This is a genomic window from Janthinobacterium lividum, assembly GCF_011601275.1.
GTDB lineage: Bacteria > Pseudomonadota > Gammaproteobacteria > Burkholderiales > Burkholderiaceae_D > Janthinobacterium > Janthinobacterium lividum_E.
The window spans coordinates 199,293-217,923 of the sequence record NZ_JAAOLY010000011.1 but is presented as its reverse complement, the minus strand read 5'-3'; the positions used below and the strand labels follow the sequence as shown (position 1 = coordinate 217,923).

General features: G+C 68.1%; 5 protein-coding genes. All 5 read left to right on the top strand.

Annotated features, from left to right (window positions below; genetic code table 11):
• Nucleotides 1-180 precede the first annotated feature (180 nt).
• The 5 genes from GYK42_RS18045 to GYK42_RS18025 all read left to right on the top strand — a co-directional run bounded on the left by GYK42_RS18045 (nt 181) and on the right by GYK42_RS18025 (nt 18,606).
• On the top strand, nt 181-13,833 hold the full coding sequence (locus tag GYK42_RS18045) for a filamentous haemagglutinin family protein (protein WP_166448603.1): 13,653 nt from the start codon (nt 181-183) through the stop codon (nt 13,831-13,833).
• A gap of 146 nt (nt 13,834-13,979) precedes the next feature.
• On the top strand, nt 13,980-15,617 hold the full coding sequence (locus tag GYK42_RS18040) for a ShlB/FhaC/HecB family hemolysin secretion/activation protein (RefSeq protein WP_166448602.1): 1,638 nt from the start codon (nt 13,980-13,982) through the stop codon (nt 15,615-15,617).
• Nucleotides 15,618-15,673: 56 nt separating this feature from the next.
• Nucleotides 15,674-17,455, top strand: a complete 1,782-nt coding sequence (locus GYK42_RS18035; RefSeq protein WP_166448601.1) for a DUF2341 domain-containing protein — start codon at nt 15,674-15,676, stop codon at nt 17,453-17,455.
• A gap of 13 nt (nt 17,456-17,468) precedes the next feature.
• Nucleotides 17,469-17,879, top strand: coding sequence for an ExbD/TolR family protein (locus tag GYK42_RS18030; RefSeq protein WP_034753784.1), 411 nt, complete (start codon nt 17,469-17,471; stop codon nt 17,877-17,879).
• A gap of 10 nt (nt 17,880-17,889) precedes the next feature.
• Complete coding sequence (locus GYK42_RS18025; RefSeq protein ID WP_346768112.1) at nt 17,890-18,606, top strand: hypothetical protein; 717 nt, start codon at nt 17,890-17,892, stop codon at nt 18,604-18,606.
• Nucleotides 18,607-18,631 lie beyond the last annotated feature (25 nt).

Genomic DNA, 18,631 nt, shown 5'->3' with positions numbered 1-18,631 from the left:
CCTTGGCGCGCCGAGGCGATCAGCCAATTATGACATTTTCATGACCTTTTGCAGTCCCGGACCTTGTTCCCTGTCAATGCTGCTGGAAGCCGCGAATCAGTGCCTGCCGCCCGCCCCGTGCGTGCCGCGCGCCGCCTCGCGATATCGGTCAGCAACGGAACATGAAAAGGGAATGTCGCCATGCAGCGAAGCAAGTCGGTCACGAAACACGCATCCTCCTCCGCCATGGCGGGCAGCCACAACGGGCGTCCGGTGCGCTTGAAACCGCTGGCGCTGGCCATCGCCATGCTGCTGCAGGCAGGCGGCACGCAGGCGCAGCAACCGTTCAGCGGCGCCTGGTTCGCGGGCAAGGGCGCGCAGCAGGGTACGGCCGCCGCCACGGGACGCTTGCCGAACGGCCAGCCGGCCACGTCGCTGAACAATCCTTTGCTGCAGCAGCAAAAAGCGGAAGGCAAGTTACAGCAATCGCTGAACAACCTGTTGCTGGCCGCGCGCGGCATCGCCGCCGAACAGGCGGTGCAGGCGGCCGCGCGCCAGGCGGCGCTGGCGGCCGGCGGCGCGCCTGATGGCCTCGTCAAGGGAGGCTTGCAGGTCGACAGCAACAGCCTGACGGCGGGCTGGCTCAACGCCCAGGCGCCCGTGCAAACCCAGGCCGATGGCAAGACCGTCGTGAAGGTCGCGCAGACGGATGACAAGGCAATCCTGAACTGGGAAAGTTTTAACGTCGGCAAGAACACCACCTTGCAGTTCGACCAGAAATCGCACTGGTCCGTGTTGAACCGCGTCAACGATCCGCTGGCGCGCCCCAGCCAGATCCAGGGCCAGATCAAGGCCGACGGCACGGTGATGATCGTCAACCGCAACGGCATCGTGTTTACGGGCAGCAGCCAGGTCGATACGCGCAACCTGGCTGCGGCCGCCATGGGCATGAGCGACAGCCAGTTCAAGAGCGGCCTGTATGGCAAGGCCCAAGGCACGGGCGCCGTGCCCACCTTCGCGAATGATTTGTTGCTGGGCCAGAATACCTTTACGCATGCTGCGGCCGAGGCGGACGTCGTCGTTGCCGCCGGCGCGCGCATCGACACGCGCAAGCCGCAGACGGTGACGGAAGGCGGCGGCTACGTGCTGCTGGCCGGCCGCGCCGTCGAGAATGCGGGCGCCATCACCACGCCGAACGGCCAGACCACCCTGGCGGCCGGCGACGCCGTCGCCGTGCGCCAGGGCATGGGCACGGACAAGAACCAGTATTCGAGCACGCGCGGCAATGAAGTCGAGATGCTGCGCACAGCCGGCAGCAGCGCCGGCAGCGTCGTCAACAACGGCTTGATCCAGGCGGCGACGGGCGACATCACGCTCAGCGGCAACAGCGTGCGCCAGGATGGCGTGCTGTTGTCGAGCACGACCGTCAATGGCCGCGGCACGATCCACCTGGCGGCGGCGGGCGAGAATGCCGGCGTGACCCTGGCGCGCGGCAGCGTCAGCGCCATCGTCATCGACGACAACGGCGCCACGGCGCTCGACGTGCAGCGCGATACCTTGCTGAAAGACACGGGCAAGGGCACGGACACGCCGCAGGACCGGCGCGACCAGTCGCTGGTGCGCATCGTTTCCGCCGGCAACATCGAGTTCGAGGGCGATTCGCTGACCCTGGCCACAGGCGGCCAGGTGCTGGTCGATGCGGCGCGCCGCAGCCATGTGGCGCGCGGCGCGGCCATCGACGTCTCCGGCGCCGTCGGCGTGAAGATCGACATGAGCAGCAACAATGTGCTGGTCAACGTGCAGGGCAACGAGCAGCGCGACGCGCCCGGCAGCCGCGACGCCAAATACCTGAACAATAGCGACGTGTGGGTCGACCGCCGCGACCTGGTACTGGTGCCGGCCGGCACGAATGGCTACGCCACGGACCGCTGGTACACGGCGGGCGGCTTGCTCGAAGTGAGCGGCTACCTCAATACCAGCGGCCACGGCATCGGTGAATGGGCGACCCAGGGCGGTACCGTCGGTTTTGGCGGTGGTGAAGTGGTGACGCAGGCCGGCTCGCGCATCAACATCGCCGGCGGTTCGCTGGACGTGCAGACGGGCCTGGTCAAGCAGACGTGGCTGAAAGGGGCGGACGGCGCGATGGTCAAGCTGAGCACCGCGCCCGGCGACAATCTGTACACGGGCTTGTACCGCGGCCATGAAAGCACGCATGCGCGCTGGGGCGCGAACACGACGGAAACGTTTGCCAATGCCCTGATCGCCCCGCGCGAACGCTTGGAAAACGGCTACACGGTGGGCCGCGACGCGGGCCGCCTGATCGTTTCCACGGGCGCGGCCGTGCTCGAAGGCGATGTCGACACGAGCGTGTTCCAGGGCGAACGCCAGCAGCGCAAGCGCGACGATGGCGTCGATAGCTACAAGCAGGCGCAGACGGCGACCGCGCGCGCCGGTCAATTGATCGTCGGCAAAATGACGCCCGTCTTCGATCCCAAGGCGGGCCAGTTGCGCGACAGCCCGCAAGCCGTGCTGGGCACGGTTGAAATCGGCAAGGTGGCGCCCGTCGCCGATGGCCAGCTGCTGAGCGAAGCCTTGCCGGCCGCGCGCAGCAAAGCGTTGCAGCTCGATGCGGACTGGCTCAATGGCCTGGAACTGGGCGCGCTGGCTATCTACGCCTACGACAAGCTGGACGTCAATGCCGACGTGCGCGTGGCCGACGGCGGCGACATCGCCCTGCACGCCACCGGCGTGGCGATCAAGGCGAATGTGAGCGCGCGCAGCGGCAGCATTGCGGCCGGCAATATGGTCTCGCGCTACCAGGCGAACGGGGGCGCCGTGTGGATCGATGGTCCCGTGTCGCCGGAAGGGCGCGCCACGGGTCCGGCAGGCGTGCGCGTGGCGCCCGGCGTGCGTCTCGATGCGCGTGGCCTGTGGAGCAACCTGGAACTGGACCCGGGCGCGGTCGCCGGCCTGCCGTACGTGAATGGCGGCAAGGTCACATTGAAGAGTTCGGGCGGCATCGAGCTGGCCGGCGGCAGCGTCATCGACGTCTCGTCGGGCGCGGCCCTGATGAGCAACGGCAGCCTGCAGGGCGGGCGCGGCGGCGACATCGCCCTGGCCGTCGACTTGCCGCGCGAAAAAACGCCGACGGGCGCCTTGCTCAAGCTCGACGGCGAATTGCGCGGCCATGGCGTGAAGGGCGGCGGACGCCTGACGATCGACAGCGGCACGGCCGTCAGCATCGGCGGCAAGCTGCAAGGTGGCGACGTGCTGCCCGGGGGAAGCAGCGCCCCCGTCGGCCTGCGCCTGGCCGATGAATTTTTGATTGCCAAGGGCGAGAAGATTCCCTTCGATTTCGCGCTGAGTATCAGCCTGATCAAGCCGGGCCAGACCTTGAGCATGCCCGTGACGGCGGACGTGTCGACGCAGAAACCGCTGGTCGTGGGCGACAGTGTTCTGGTGCCGCCGGGCGCGAGCTTCTTCATCAACGGCACGGCGTACGTCCAGGGCGGTTCCATCGTTCCCGCCGGCAGCGTGGTGACGGCCATCAATGGCCTCACGACGGGTTTCATGGTCTCGGCGTCGGCCTTCCCGAATGGCTTGCCCATCGTGCCGATCACGACGCAGTATGCGGCCGGCAGCATCGCCGCCGACGACGTGCGCGCGCCGCGCGGCGTGCTGCTGCCGAGCGGCACCATGCTGGGGCGCGACGTTGCCGTGCAGCCCATGCTGGCGCTGGACGCCAGCCTGTTCCAGAGCGGTTTTGCCGACTACGCCGTCACGGGCCGCGATGGCGTCGTGGTGGTCAATGATGCGCGGATCGACGTGAGAATGCCCGTGCTGCGCTTCAATCCCGCCACCGGCCACACGGTGGCGGGCGGCACCGATCCGGGCGCCGCGCTGGAAGCGTGGACGCCAGAGCTGTACCAGGAAGATGGGCGCAAGGGCCGCTTGACGCAGCGCGCCGGCGCCGACCTGACGCTGACGGCCGGCAGCCCGTACGTGAAGGGCGCCCTGGCGGTGGCGCAAGGCGCCGCCATCACGGTCGATCCGGGCCGCCAGATCAGCATGACGAGCAATGGCCAGGTCAGCATCGACGGCCGCCTCGACGCCTGGGGCGGCAAGATTGCCGTGCTGCCCGGCACGTTGGGTACGGGCAGCGATGCCGATGTGCCGAACGGCAAGGGGCAAGCCACGTCGATCTGGGTCGGCGAACACGCCGTGCTCGACGTGGCCGGCCGCGCCACCGTCGCCACCGACATGCGCGGCGGGCGCTATGGCCGCGCCGACAAGGGCGGCAGCATCGAGATCGGCGCCCGCTACAAGGCCGATGCGGCCAGCGTCGACGCGGCCGACGCCTTTGTCGTCGTGCGCCCGGGCGCACTGCTCGACGCCAGCGGCGCGCAAGCCACGCTGGACTTGCCGAACCAGGGCGCCGTCAACGTGGCCGGCAGCGGCGGTTTGATTTCGCTCAGTTCGTACAACGGCATCTTTGCCGATGGCACCATGCGCGCGGTGGCCGGTGGCGCCGGGGCGGCCGGCGGCACTCTGGCGATGGCGCTCGACACGCCTAATTACGGCCAGGTGAACCGCCTGACGCTGGAAGGCGACACCGTCGGCAATGCGGTGCGGGTACCGCGCGAATTCGTGCTGGCGCAAGTGCAGGGCGACAGCGTCTTGCCGGCCGGTTTGCGTGCCGGCCAGCAGGATGAGGCTTTGCGCTACGGCAGTGCGCGCCTGGGCGCCGACCGCGTCCAGGCCGGCGGCTTCGATAACCTGTCCATGCATGTGAACGGCATGCTCAGCGTGGATGGCGACGTCAACCTGGCGCTGGGCCAGAGCCTGCGCCTGAGCGCCACCTCGCTGGGCCTGGCGCAGCAGCCGCCGCAGACGCCACAGCCCGATGCGAACGGCCAGGACAAATTGCCTAGCCTTGCCAGCCAGGTGCACCTGGCGGCGCCGTATGTGCGCCTGGGAACGGCCGCGCGCGCGCAGAAGGATAATTATTTCGTCCCGAATGCCGTGAAGGGGTCGAAAAACACGGGCAAGGGGCGCGGCATGCTGGGCGTGCCGCTGGTGGCCGACGGCTCGCTGCTGCAGATCGATGCGGGCATGCTTGACCTCGCGGGCGAGGTCAACATGGGCACGCGCGGCGAGATCGTGCAGAACGGCGGCACGCCGCTGGCCGTCGAACGCGATGCCTTCGAACAGCTGACCCTGAACAGCCGCGGCGACTTGCGCCTGTCGAACAACGCCGCCCTGTACCAGCCGGGTAACGCCACGCTGGTCGCCGCGCAAATCTATCCGGCCACGGGCGACAGCGGCATGGTCACGGTTGGCCAGAGCAGCCGGGTCGACGAGTACGGCAATATCCGCGTCACGCTCGATCCGCTGCGCACCCTGAATATCGAGCGCAGCGCCGGCAGCGCCACGCCGAACCAGCCGTTTTCCGTGTTCGGCAGCCTCAGCCTGATTGCTCCCACCATCAACCAGCACGGCGTGCTGCGTGCGCCGCTGGGTCAGATCACCCTGGGCGCGGAAGGCTTTGAAGCCAATACGGGCCATGTCAACCTGCTGCCAGGCAGTATCACCTCTGTCAGCGCAAAGGGCTTGACCATGCCGTACGGCGGCACGCTCGATGGCCTCAGTTACCTGTATGACGGCAACGACGTCGTGTTCAAGGGCGTGGGCAACGGCCCCGAGATCGCTTTGGTCGGCGCCGCTGTCGACGTGCAAGCCGGCGCCGTGCTCGACCTGTCGGGCGGCGGCACCTTGACGGGCGCGGCCTTCCTGGCCGGACGGGGCGGCTCCACCGATGCGCGCCTCAATCCGCTGGTGCAGATGAAGCCGAATGGCGGTTTTACCTTGCCCGGCCTGAATACCAATCCCGTGTACGCCATCATTCCCGGCGTACAGCCGGACGTGGCGCCTTTGACGGCCGAGCAGGGTGCAGGCAAGCCGGCCGTGGGACGCCAGATCACCATAGCCGCGGGCGTGCCCGGCCTGGCCGCCGGCACCTACACCCTGCTGCCATCGAATTTCGCCTTGCTGCCGGGCGCTTTCCGCGTGGAGCTGAATGGTCTGGCCGGCGCCGTCGAGGCGGGCGGCACGGTGGCCATGCGCAATGGTTCGTACGCGACGGCGGCGCAGACGGGCATCGCCGGCACGACAATCCGCGACGCCGTGCCGGGCCAGGCCATTCTGACGCCGGCCGACGTGCTGCGTACCTACTCGCAATACAATGAAACGGGCTATGCCGCCTTTGCCGTGGCGCAAGCCACGCGCGACGGCGTGCCGCGCGCCATGCTGGAACGCGACGCCAAGGGCGTGCGCGTGCAATTGATCGCCCCGTCCCTGCACAGCGTCGAAAATAACCACACGCCATTGATGATGGATGGCAGCGCCCTGTACACGCCGGCCGAGGGCGGCTTTGGCGGCTCGCTGCTGCTGGGCACGGGCAGCCATGCATCGACCCGCTATCAAGTGCTGGCCGACGGCACGGCAGCGCAGGCGGACTTCGATGGCGTCTCCGTGCACGCTTCGCAGATCAACGCTTTCGGCGCCCAGCGCCTGGGCATCGGCGGCTTGCCGCGCGTCACCTACAGCGATTTCGCCACGGGCACCAATCAGCGCGCCAATATCGCCGCCATCAACGAATCGGCGGGCGGCATCGTGCTGCGCGAGGGCGCCGTGCTGAAGGCGGCCGAAGTGTTCCTGGTGACGACGAAAACCGACGACGGCATCTTCCTCGAGCAAGGTTCCGGCATCAATACGCTGGGCCGCGGCAAGGCGGCCTGGGATTCACGCGACGGCTATGTGTACCAGCCGATAGGCAGCGTGCTGGCCGTCTCGAACGGCTGGCTCGACATGCTGCCGGCCGCGCCCCCGCAATCGAGTACGGCCGGTCCCGGCATCATCGACATCGGCACCTGCGCCAAGGCCGACGGCGCCTGCACGGGCACCACGTCGCTGTATTCGGAAGGCACTGTTGCCGCCGTGACGGAGCGCGCGTTTACCCTGCGTGACAACGTGCGCTACGGCACGCGCAACCTGGTGCTGGGCATGGGGGCGATCAATATCGGCAGCGCGGCTTCGCTGGCGGACGCCAGCGCCCGTGGCGCTTTGCCGGACGGCCTGGCGCTGAACCAGGACGTGCTCGACCGCCTGCTGCGCGGCGATACCAGCACGGGCGCACCGGCGCTGGAAAGCCTGGGTTTGACGGCGCGTAATTCCTTCAATTTCTACGATTCGTCGCAGCTGTCGACCATCGATGCGGCGACGGGCAAGTCCTCGCTGTCGCGCCTGGTGCTCAACACGCCGGCCATCTACGGCTATGGCGGCACGGACGCGCTGGCGCGCATTCACACGGACACCCTCGTGTGGCAAGGCGCGACGAATGCGCCCGGCGCCGTCGTCGCCAACGGCCCCGGCACGGGCAGCGGCCGTTTGCAGATCGACGCCAGGCGCATCGAGTTCGGCTTCACGCCGGACAGCCGTCCCGACACCATCCACAATATGGACCGCCTGGTGCTGGGCTTTGGCCAGGTGGCCTTCAACGCCAGCGAACAGCTGACCGCCAACAACAAGGGCAGCCTGTCCGTCTACCAATCGCAAAGCGCGTGGGATACGGCCACCAATGGCTACCGCTACAGCGGTGGCGATGTGCTGATCAACACGCCGCTGCTGACGGGCGCGGCCGGTTCCGTCAACCGCATCACGGCGGGCGGCGACCTCAAGGTGAGCGCACCGGCCGGCGCGGCCGCGGCTGCCCCGACGAATGCGGCGCTGGCCGGCGCCCTGGGCGCCGAAGTGGCGCTCAGCGGCAACAGCGTCAGCGTGGATACGTCCGTGGTGCTGCCAAGCGGAAAGCTGAGCCTGTCGGCCGAGCGCGATGTATTGCTGGGCGAAAAGGCCAAGCTGGACCTGGCGGGCCGCAAGATCGATTTCTACGACACCAGCAAGTACAGCTGGGGCGGCGACGTGATCCTCGACAGCCGCGAGGGCGACGTGCGCCAGGCGGCCGCTTCCGTGATCGACGTGTCGGCCGTGAATAACCGCGCCGGCAAGCTGAGCGTGGTCGCCACGGGCGACGCGGCGGGCACGGCCGACTTGCGCGGCAGCCTGCTGGGCGGCGCCAGCGGCAGCTATGACGCGGGCGGCACGCAAGTGCCCTTCGCGGCCGGCGGCGTGGAGATCCGCGCGCAGCAGATCGGCGATTTCGCCGGCCTCAACCAGCGCCTGAACACGGGCAAGGTGGTCGGCAGCCGCAGCTTCCAGCTCAAGCAGGGCAATCTGAGCATCGGCGACGAGGTCAAGGCGCGCGAAGTGAGCGTGTCCGTCGACGGCGGCAGCTTGACGGTGAGCGGCCGCATCGACGCCAGCGGCGAGCAGGTGGGCAGCATCCGCCTGGCCGGCCGCGACGGCGTCACCATCCAGTCCGGCGCCGTGCTCGACGCGCATGGCACGGTGCTGCGCACGGACAGCTATGGCCAGGTGATCGAGGCGCCGAACCGCGCCGTCATCGAACTGGCCGCGCCTGGCGGCCGCCTGACGCTGGAAAACGGCGCGCGTTTCGACCTGCGCAGCGGCGACAAGGGCGGCAACTATGGCAGCATCGACCTGAACGCGCGCCGCCTGGGCGGCGTCACGGGCGACGATATCGATATCGATGCGGCTGGCGCGCTGAACATCGCCGGCGCGCGCACCATCAACGTCAACGCCTTCTGGCAATACAAGGATGCCCCGACCGGCACGGGCAAGGATGCGGACGGCCGCAGCTACCAGGGCATCAACCAGGCTTACCTGGACGAGAAACACGGGGACAGCCAGGCCTTCATGGCCCATGCGCTGGCCAACGGCAACTTGATGAACAACAAATTGCGCGGCTTGCGCGGCGATGCCAACGCTTTCCATGTGCGCCCCGGCGTCGAGATCGTCAGCGCCACGCCGGGCGGCGACTTGCACATCGATGGCGACATCGACCTGTCCGGCCACCGCTACGACGGCGTCAATCCGCTGGCGCGCCTGAGCGGCGTGTACGGCTCGGGCGAGGCGGGCGCGCTGGTCGTGCGCGCCGGCGGCAAGCTCAGCGTCTTTGGCAGCGTCACCGACGGTTTCGATACCAGCAGCCTGCCCGTCACGCCGGACGACAAGGGCTGGCAGCTGGTCAAAGGCCGCTTGCCGTGGGGCGGCGAAGTCGTCGTGCCGCAAGCGGGCCTGGTGACCCTGGCCGAAGGCACGTATTTCACCTCGGGCACGCAGGTCAATTTCGCCGTGCCGATGAAAGCCATGCAGCTGCGCGGCGGCACCTTGCTGGCGGCGCGTGCCACCTTGACGGCGGAGCTGAACCTGCCTGCCGGTAGCGTGCTGGGCGGCGCCGTGCGCGATGCCGACGGCAAGGTGCTGTACGCGGCCGGCACGGTCTTGCCGAAGGCGCTGACCCTGTCGAGCGGCATGCAGCTCGATCCCGGCCTGCGCCTGCCTGGCGCGGCGAGCGTGGCGGCCATGCTGTGGCCGGCCAATGTGGCGCTGCCTTTCCCGGAAGGCAAGCCCATGGACTCGGACAATGGTGTCAATCCCGTCAACGGCGTGGTGCTCGCTTCGGCGCTGGCGCTCGACAAGGGCAGCATCTTGCCCGCCGGCACGCTGGTCAAGCTGCCTGGTGACGCGACCATGGTGGCGCTGCGCGCCGAGGATGGCGCCGGCAGCCAGGGCCGCAACCTGGCGCTGGCGCCGATGCTGGCGCAAGGCTCGCAAGCATGGTCGCTGCGCCTGGTGGGCGGCGCCGATACGGCGGCGGCCGATACGCGCGCCTTGCGCCCGCATGCAAAGGATGCCCACCTGATGCTGGCCGATACGCATTACGGCATGGGCAAGGTGCGCACCGTTGTGCCGGGCACGGGTTTGCCGGGCAAATATATTTATAGCGAAGAAGCCATCGCGATGGGCTTTCCGGAAGGCGAAGTCAACGTTGATGACTGGGGCGGCGAGGCAGCCATGCTGGAAAACTATGCCAATTTTGTAATCAAGGTGGCCGATGGCACGCCGCCTGACTACGTGGACGTGATTGTGCCGGCGCGCCAACCCCTGTTCAGCGTGCTGCGCACGGGCACGGGCGACCTCGACTTGCTCGCTGCTGGCGATTTCGACATGCGTTCGCTGTACGGCGTATATACGGCGGGCACGCAGTCGGCCTCGCCGCTGATCGGCGGCAAGGACCTGTTCAACCTGCCGCGGGGCTTCAGCGCCAAAGGTAAATTACTCGGTGCGCTGGAGCAGGGGTATACGCAGTTCGTCGATGGCGGCAGCGAGAGCCTGTACCGCGCCTGGTATCCGGAGCATGGCGGCAACCTGCTGCTGCGCGCCCAAGGCAACGTCAAGGGCGACACGCTCGGCACTGCCACCAGCCGCCGCGAAGATGCCATTGGCTGGCTGAGCGCGCAGCAGGACAGCAGCGATATCGGCAGCTGGCTGTGGCGCCAGGGCAGCGGCAGCACGGGCGCGGGCGTGCCGACGGCATGGTGGATCAATTTCGGCACGTATGTCCCGCGCGCCGAGGGCAGCGACCTGTTCTCGGGCGTGCCGGTTCTGGCGGGTTTTACGGGCATCGGTACCATGGGCGGCGGCAACGTATTGCTGCAGGCGGGCGGCGACGCCGGCATGCTGGCCTCGCGCGCCGATCCCGCCGGCGAACTGGCGCCGCGCAGCCAGGGCTTGAACGTGGCCGTGGGCAGCACGGGCAGGGTGACGCCGGACGGCAAGCTGCTGCTGACGGGCGGCGGCGACCTCGATATCCGCATCGGCGGTGGCCTCAATCCTGTCGCCGCCGTGCGCGGCTTCGATGCCAACAGCGACGTGCCGAATGCGGATGCGCGCTTCGAGCGCCAGTACCCCACTCTCAACAGCACCTTCACCAACCTGCGCGGCGCGCTGCGCATGGAGGCAGGCGCCGTGGGCGGCGTCGAGCTGCGCTTCGACCGCGCCGATCCGAAGGAATCGCGTCCGTTTGACACTTATGTGGCGGGCACGGCGATCGCCAGCGGCGGGCCTGTCCTGGTGCCGGGCGACAGCGGCGTGCGCATCGATGCGCGCGGCGACCTGGTGCTGGGCGGCACGGCCGATGCGGGCCGCGTGAAGCAGCTGGGCAACGGCTCGCCATTCAATTACGAGGGCGTGGAGCGCAAGGGCGAGGGCTGGAGCTGGTTCTCGCTGTGGACGCCGGCCACCGCCATCGACCTGTTCAGTGCGGGCGGCAACCTGACGCCGACGTCGGCCTGGGTCAATGCGGTGACGGGCAACAACCACGCAGCATCGGACGGGCGCTATGTCATGCCGTCCGTGCTGCGCGCCGTGGCCGCCAGCGGCAGCTTGTACTACGGTAATGCCAGTGTGGGCCGGCTGGGCGACGGCGGCAAGGTCGACATGCCGCAAAACGGCGTGATCCTGGCGCCGTCGCCGGTGGCGCCGCAATTTGTCAAGACGGGCACGGGCCAGCTGGAAATGCTGGCCGCCGACTCCATCCATGCGGCCGGTTACCCGATCACGCCATCGGGCGCCGATCCGCGCCTGTTGCCGAGTCCGTTCAACCCGGGCTTCGTGGGGGCGCTCGACGTGGTCTGGTTCGGCCTGCTGCCGCTGCATAACGTCGGCACGAATGCGCTCGCGCCTTCCGTGCTGAAAGCGTTTGGCTCGAATGGGAATGGCGCAGGGGGGGATGCTCAGACCTATCCGCTGTTCAGCATGACGGCGCCGACCGTGTCGGACTACGTGCCGGTGGGCCAGCCGCCCGCGCATTTCTATGCCAACAACGGCGACATCGTCGGCCTGCGCACGGGCGGCATCGTGTACCGGGCAAAGCTGAAGGGCGAAACGGGCCCGCTGGGCCTGTGGTACGAGGGCGCTGGCGCCGTGGCCGTGCGGGCCGGGCGCGACATCGTCAATTCCGGTACGCCGCTCGGCAGCGTCGAGGGCGTGCCGGAGGGCGCGGCCGGATGGACCAGCCAGGGCTTTGTCGGCCGGCCCGATTATCCGGACAAGCCGGTCGTCTCCGGCAGCTCGTCGGCGCGCGGCAACCTGTTCGTGCACCGCCATGCCGATGACGTTTCCGTCGTCAGCGCCGGGCGCGACATCCGCTACAGCACTTTCTACGTGGCGGGGCCGGGCCAGCTGAACGTGAGCGCCGGGCGCGACCTGTACATGGCCGACAAGGCGGAACTGCGCAGCCTGGGCAGCATCGTCAATGCCCAGCCGGGCGAACAAAGCCTCGGCGCCGGCATTGCCGTAGCCGCCGGCGTGGGCCGCAACGGTCCCGATTATGCGGCCTTTGCGGCGCGCTACCTGGACCCGGCCAAGCTGGCCGACCCGGGCAAGCCGCTGGCCGACCAGGCCGGCAGCGCCGTGTATGTCTACGGCGGCAAGCTGACTTTGGCCGACTGGCTGCGCGGCCAGTTCGCCTATAGCGGCGACGAGGCGGGCGCAGCCGCCTTCCTCGGCACGAAGCAGGCCGAGCTGGAGAAAGCCGGCCAGCAAACGGGCGGCGTGCGGCGCGACCTGGCGCGCGAATATGCGCTGGTGAGCCAGCTGCACCTGGTGAACTGGCTGACGACGCGCTTTGGCGGCGACAGCGGCCTGGGTATCCGCTACGACCCGGCCACCGATGCGCGCAGCTTCTTTGCCGCCCTGCCGAAGGAACAGCAGCAGGTCTACCTGAGCAACGTCTACTTTGCCGAGCTGAAAGCGGCCGGGCGTGAGTACAACGATGCGGACGGCGTGCGTCGCGGCAGCTATCTGCGCGGCCGTGAAGCCATCGCCACCCTGTTCCCTGCGCAGGACAAGGCGGGCAAGAAGATCGACTACAAGGGCGACCTGACGATGTTCAGCAGCGCGCTGTACACGGTCAACGACTATGACGGCGTTTATACGAAGCGGCCGGTCGCGGGCGTGCGCTACCTGAGCCCGCAGGAGTGGGCCGAAGCGGGCCGTCCGACGGTCAACGTGCCGCACGTGATCGTCAACGACGCGGGCATCCACACGGATGTCGGCGGCGATATCGGCATCACGGTGCCGGGCGGACGGGCGCTGATCGGCGTCGACGGCGGCTATGCGCCGGGCGAAGGCTCGGGCGTGCTGACGCAGGGGGCCGGCGAGGTGCAGATCTATGCGAAAGACAGCATCCTGCTGGGGCAGAGCCGCATCTTCACCACGTTCGGCGGCAACATCCTGGCCTGGTCGGCCACGGGCGACATCAATGCGGGCCGCGGCACCAAGTCCACCGTCGTCTACACGCCGCAGCGCCGCGCCTACGACAGCATCGGCCTCGTCAGCCTGTCGCCGAGCACGCCGGCCACGGGCGCCGGCATCGCCACCCTGAACCCGATCCCGGAGGTGCCGCCCGGCGACATCGACCTGATCGCCCCGCTCGGCAGCATCGACGCGGGCGAGGCGGGCATCCGCGTCTCGGGCAACGTCAACCTGGCGGCCTTGCAGGTGATCAATGCGGAAAACGTGCAGGTGCAGGGAAAGTCGACGGGTCTGCCCGTGATCGCCACCGTGAACGTGGGCGCGCTCAGCAATGCCAGCGCGGCCGCCACGCAAGCCGTCACGGCGGCGCAAGACGTGCTGCAACGGGAACGGGCCGCCACGCGCCAGGCGCTGCCGTCGCTGTTCACGGTGAAGGTGCTGGGCTTTGGCAACGAGCAGGCGGACGAAGCCGATTCCGGCAAGCACCAGGGCGGCGAGCCGCAGGCGTCCAGCTACCAGCCGGCCGGCGTGGTGCAGGTGCTGGGCGCGGGACCGTTGACGGCGCCGCAGCTGCAGGCGCTGACGCCGAACGAGCGGCGCGGCCTGCAGCCTTGAGCGGAGTTTTATGAACATTTGATGACATTCGGCAGTCGCCGCGCGCGGCGGCTGTCTAGGCATCAGTAGATCAGCATTAGCAACAAAAAAACGCCGGCCCAGCGCCGCAACACAGGGCAACCGTTTGATTTTAAGGTGAATGGAAGATGCGTGAAATGACAACCAAGGGCAGGGGCGTGCCGCCAGCGGCGCCTGCAAGGGCCTTGACGATGCTGTGCCTGGCCATGCTGGCGCTGCCCGGCATGGCGCGCGCGCAGGACGCGGTGCCGGCGGCCGCGCCCGTCGCCGCGCCGGAACGGCAACTGACGATCGAGGAATACCTGGTGCGCGGCAATACCGTGCTCGATGCGCGCGCCATCGAAGAAGCGGTCACGCCCTTCCTGGGGCCGGGCCGCACCCTGAAGGACGTGGAAGGGGCGCGCGACGCCCTCGTTGCTGCATATCAAGCCAGGGGCTATCAGTCCGTCTACGTGGACTTGCCGGAGCAGCAGGTGGAGCAGGGCGTGGTGGTGCTGCAGGTGAGCGAAACGAAGGTGGGGCGCTTGCGCGTGGTCGGTGCGCAATACAACTCGCCGCTCGACGTGCGCCAGCAAGTGCCGGCCCTGACGGAAGGCAAGGTGCCCGATTTTACGCAGGCGCAGGTGGAATTGACGGCCCTGAATCGGGGTCCCAAGCGCCAGGTGATGCCCTTGGTCAAGCAGGGCAGCCTGCCCGGCACCATGGACGTGGACCTGAAAGTGGAAGACAGCAGCCCGTGGCGCGCCAGCGTAGGCTTGAACAACGATTACAGCGCCGATACCAAGAAGCTGCGCAGCAGCATCTCGCTCGGCCACGACAACCTGTGGCAGATGGGGCATAGCGCCACCATCAGCTTTTTCGGCACGCCGGGCGACCTGAACCAGACCAAGGTGTGGTCGGCCTCGTACGTGGCGCCCATCGGCACGCAGGGCTGGAGCGTGGAAGCGACCGGCTACCAGTCGAACAGCAACGTGGCCAGCACGGGCGGAACCAGCGTGCTGGGCAAGGGGCACGCGCTGGGCATGAAGCTCAATTACACGGTGCCCAATAGCGGCATCTGGTGGCACAGCTTTAGCGGCGGCATCGATTTCAAGGATAACCAGGAAGCGTTGCAATTGAATGGCGCCGGTTCCAGCGTGCCCTTGAAATACGTCCCGCTCAGCGTGGCCTACAACGGCTTTGCGCAGACGGAGACGGCGACCTACGGCCTGGGCCTGTCGCTGGTGGCCGGCACGCGCGCCGCGTTCGGCTATGGCAGCAACAGCGCCGCCTACGACAACAAGCGCTACAAGGCCTCGCCCAGCTTCCTCGTCCTGAAGGGCGACGCCAACGCCACCACCACCCTGGGCAGCGGCGCGCAGCTGTACGGCAAGCTGGCGGGCCAGCTGGCCGACGCGGCGCTCGTGTCGGGCGAGCAGATGGCCGCCGGCGGCGCCAATTCCGTGCGCGGCTACCTGTCGGCCGAAGCGACGGGCGACTACGGCGTCTCGGGCACCGTCGAATGGCGCACGCCCCAGCTGACGTATTTCAGCCGACTGGAAAACTGGCGTCTTTTTGCCTTTGCCGATGGCGCGCGCCTGCGTCTGCGCGACCCGCTGCCGGAACAGAAAGACCTGTTCGGCCTGGCCTCGGTGGGCGTGGGCAGCAGCTTCCAGTTCCTGCGCTACCTGAATGGCCGCATCGATTTCGCCTATCCGCTGCGCGATGGCCCGCGCACGCACAAGCACGTGCGCCGCATCAATTTCAACCTGTCGGCCAGCTACTGACGGGCCAGCTCACCAGCACCGCACTTTTTTAGACTTTTCTTCGGAGAATCACTGTCATGCAACGTCTTTTTTTCCTGCTCACGATCTTGGGCACGCTCGTTCCCGGCCTGGCGCATGCCTGGTGGCAGCCCGACTGGGCTTACCGCAAACCCGTCACCGTCGACGCCGGCCCGAAGGCGGGCGCCGTGGGCGGCGATCCCGGTCGCATTCCCGTGCTGCTGCGCTTGCATTCAGGTAACTTCAACTTTGAAGGCGTCAGCGACAACGGCGCCGACCTGCGTTTCGTGGCGGGCGACGATAAAACCGTGCTGAACCACCAGATCGAGCAATTCAACCCGCTCTTGGGCATCGCCCTGATCTGGGTCGACGTGCCGGCCCTGACGGCTGGTACGCCGCAGCAGCTGTGGATGTACTACGGCAATCCGAAAGCGCCCGCTTCCGGCAATGGCCAGCGTACTTTCGACCCCGACTACAGCCTCGTGTACCACTTCACCGAGCCTGGCGTGCCCTCGCGCGACAGCACCGCCTACGGCAACCATGCGCAGACGGCCGTGCCGGCGCTCGACGGCTCCGTCATCGGCGCCGGCGCCCGCCTGGGCACCACGCCGCTGATGCTGCCCGCCTCGCCATCGCTGGCGCTGGCCGCCGGCGCGCCATTCACCTTTTCCGCCTGGGTGCGTCCCGACAGCCTGGGCGCCCAGCAAGTGCTGTATGCGCGCCGCGACGGCGCCAATGAATTGCTGATCGGCGTGGACCAGGGCGTGCCTTTCGTGCAGGTCAATGGCCAGCGCAGCAAGCCGGGCCAGCCTATCCAGGCCGCGCAATGGTCGCACCTGGCCGTCAAGGCCGACAAGAACAACGTGGCCCTGTACGTGGGCGGCCGCCCGGCCGTGTCGCTGGCTACCGCCTTGCCAGCCTTCGCCACTGCCGCTTCCGTGGGCGCCGATGCGCCGCCGGTCGCCGCCGGCGCCGCCACCCTGGCCAACTTCACGGGCGCCATCGACGAGCTGCGCCTGTCGCGCACGGCCCGTCCCGATGCCCTGCTGCTGGCCGACGCCGTCTCGCAAGGTTCCGAATCGCGCCTGGCCGTGTTTGGCGCCGATGAACAGCAGGCGGGTAAAAGCCATTTCGGTTTCATCATCGCCGCCATGCCGCTCGACGCGTGGATCGTCGTCGGCGTGCTGGGCCTGATGATGGTCTTGTCGTGGATCATCATGATCGGCAAGGGCCGCAGCTATGGCGCCATCTCGCGCGCCAATGCGCAATTCATGCAGTCGTTCCACGAAGCGGCTGGCGCGCCGCTCGACCACTTATCGCGCAACGGCAAGCTGAGCGCTTCCGTGAAGACGGATTCCTCGCTGTGGCGCCTGTATGACGTGGCCATCGACGAGATGCGCCGCCGCCACGACCGCGGCTACGACCTGAACGCCGTCTCGAACGCGACCATCGGCGCCATCCGCGCCGCCATGGATGGCGTGATGGTGCGCGAAAGCGAGCGCATGTCCAAGCGCATGATCTGGCTCTCGACCACCATCGAAGGCGCGCCGTATGTCGGCCTGTTCGGTACCGTGATCGGCATCATGCTGGTGTTCGTCGTGGCGGCCATGGCGGGCGCCGTGGACATCAACTCGGTGGCGCCGGGCATGGCTGCCGCGCTGCTGTGTACGGCCGCTGGCCTGGGCGTGGCCATTCCCGCGCTGTTCGGCTACAACTGGCTGTCCTCGCGTTCGGATGCCATCGTTGCCGACATGGCCGTCTTCGTCGACGAGTTTGCCACGCGCCTGGCGGAAGAGCAGGGCGACGGACGCCAGATGCGTCCCGTGCTGCAACAGGCTTGAGGGGCGCATAACCATGGCCACCTCCGCCAAGTTTACCCCCCGCAAGCGTAGCGGCGGCATCAACATCACGCCCTTCGTCGACGTGCTGCTGGTGGTGCTGGTGATCTTCATCTTGACCAGCAACGCCAGCATTCCCGGCATCAAGGTCGACCTGCCCAAGGCCAGCTCGGCCATGGCGCTGGAAAAACCGAAGACCAAGGCCATCACCATCGATAACGCAGGCCAGGTCTTCCTCGACGCCTATCCCGTCACCTTGCCCGAGCTGGAAGAGCGCCTGCGCACGGAAAAGGCGCTCACGCCCGACTTCCCCGTGATCGTGCGCGGCGATGCCGCCGTGCAGTACGCGAAAGTGGTCGAAGTGCTCGATTTGCTGCGTCGCATCGACCTGAACCAGGTGGGCCTGGTGACCGGCAAGCCGGCATGAGGAGCGCAAGGTGAAGCGTGACGACATGATGAAGATGGCCGCCCCGGAATCGTCGGGCGCGGCGCAGTGGTGGCGCCGCTGGGGCGGCGTGGCCGGCGGCGTGCTGCTGGCCGGCGCGCTGGTCGCGCTGGTCTGGTATTTGCTGTCGGACACGGCCGCCACCAAGCGCGAAGTGGCGGCCCCGCCGATGCTGATGCTGCCACCGCCGCCACCGCCGCCGCCGGAACCGGAAAAATTGCCGGAACCGACGCCCGACAAGGTGGTGCCGGAAGTGTCGGAACCGGAACCGACGCCGGCCGACAAACCCATGGATGACGCGCCGGAAAGCCCGTCGCCGGACAAGGGCGACCCCGTCACCATCGACGGCGCGGCGCAGGCTGGCAGCGACGCCTTCGGCATCCAGGCCGGGCGCGGCGGCGGCATGACGGGCGGCGGCGGTGGCGGCGGACTCGGCGCGGGATCGTATGGCCGCTATGTGGCCAACGCGCTGCAACTGGCGTTCGCCCGCGACCCGCGCACGCGCCAGCTGGCGTTTAGCGATATCCGCGTCGACTTGTGGCTCGATACGGAAGGCCGGACGTCGAAGGTCCACCTTGTGCAAGGCACGGGCAATGCGCAGACGGATGAGCAAGTGCTGGCCATGGTGCGCGACTTCCGCGCCGATGAGCGGCCACCGGCGTCCCTGCGTTTCCCGGCCCGCGTATCGATCAAGGGCCGCCGCCCATAGCGTCCTTAATTCATATTAATTTTTA

Excerpts from the sequence above, each read along its gene's own strand:
- GYK42_RS18040 (WP_166448602.1), top strand. The coding sequence starts at position 13,980 with ATGCGTGAAATGACAACCAAGGGCAGGGGCGTGCCGCCAGCGGCGCCT.
- GYK42_RS18045 (WP_166448603.1), top strand. The coding sequence starts at position 181 with ATGCAGCGAAGCAAGTCGGTCACGAAACACGCATCCTCCTCCGCCATG.
- GYK42_RS18035 (WP_166448601.1), top strand. The coding sequence starts at position 15,674 with ATGCAACGTCTTTTTTTCCTGCTCACGATCTTGGGCACGCTCGTTCCC.
- GYK42_RS18030 (WP_034753784.1), top strand. The coding sequence starts at position 17,469 with ATGGCCACCTCCGCCAAGTTTACCCCCCGCAAGCGTAGCGGCGGCATC.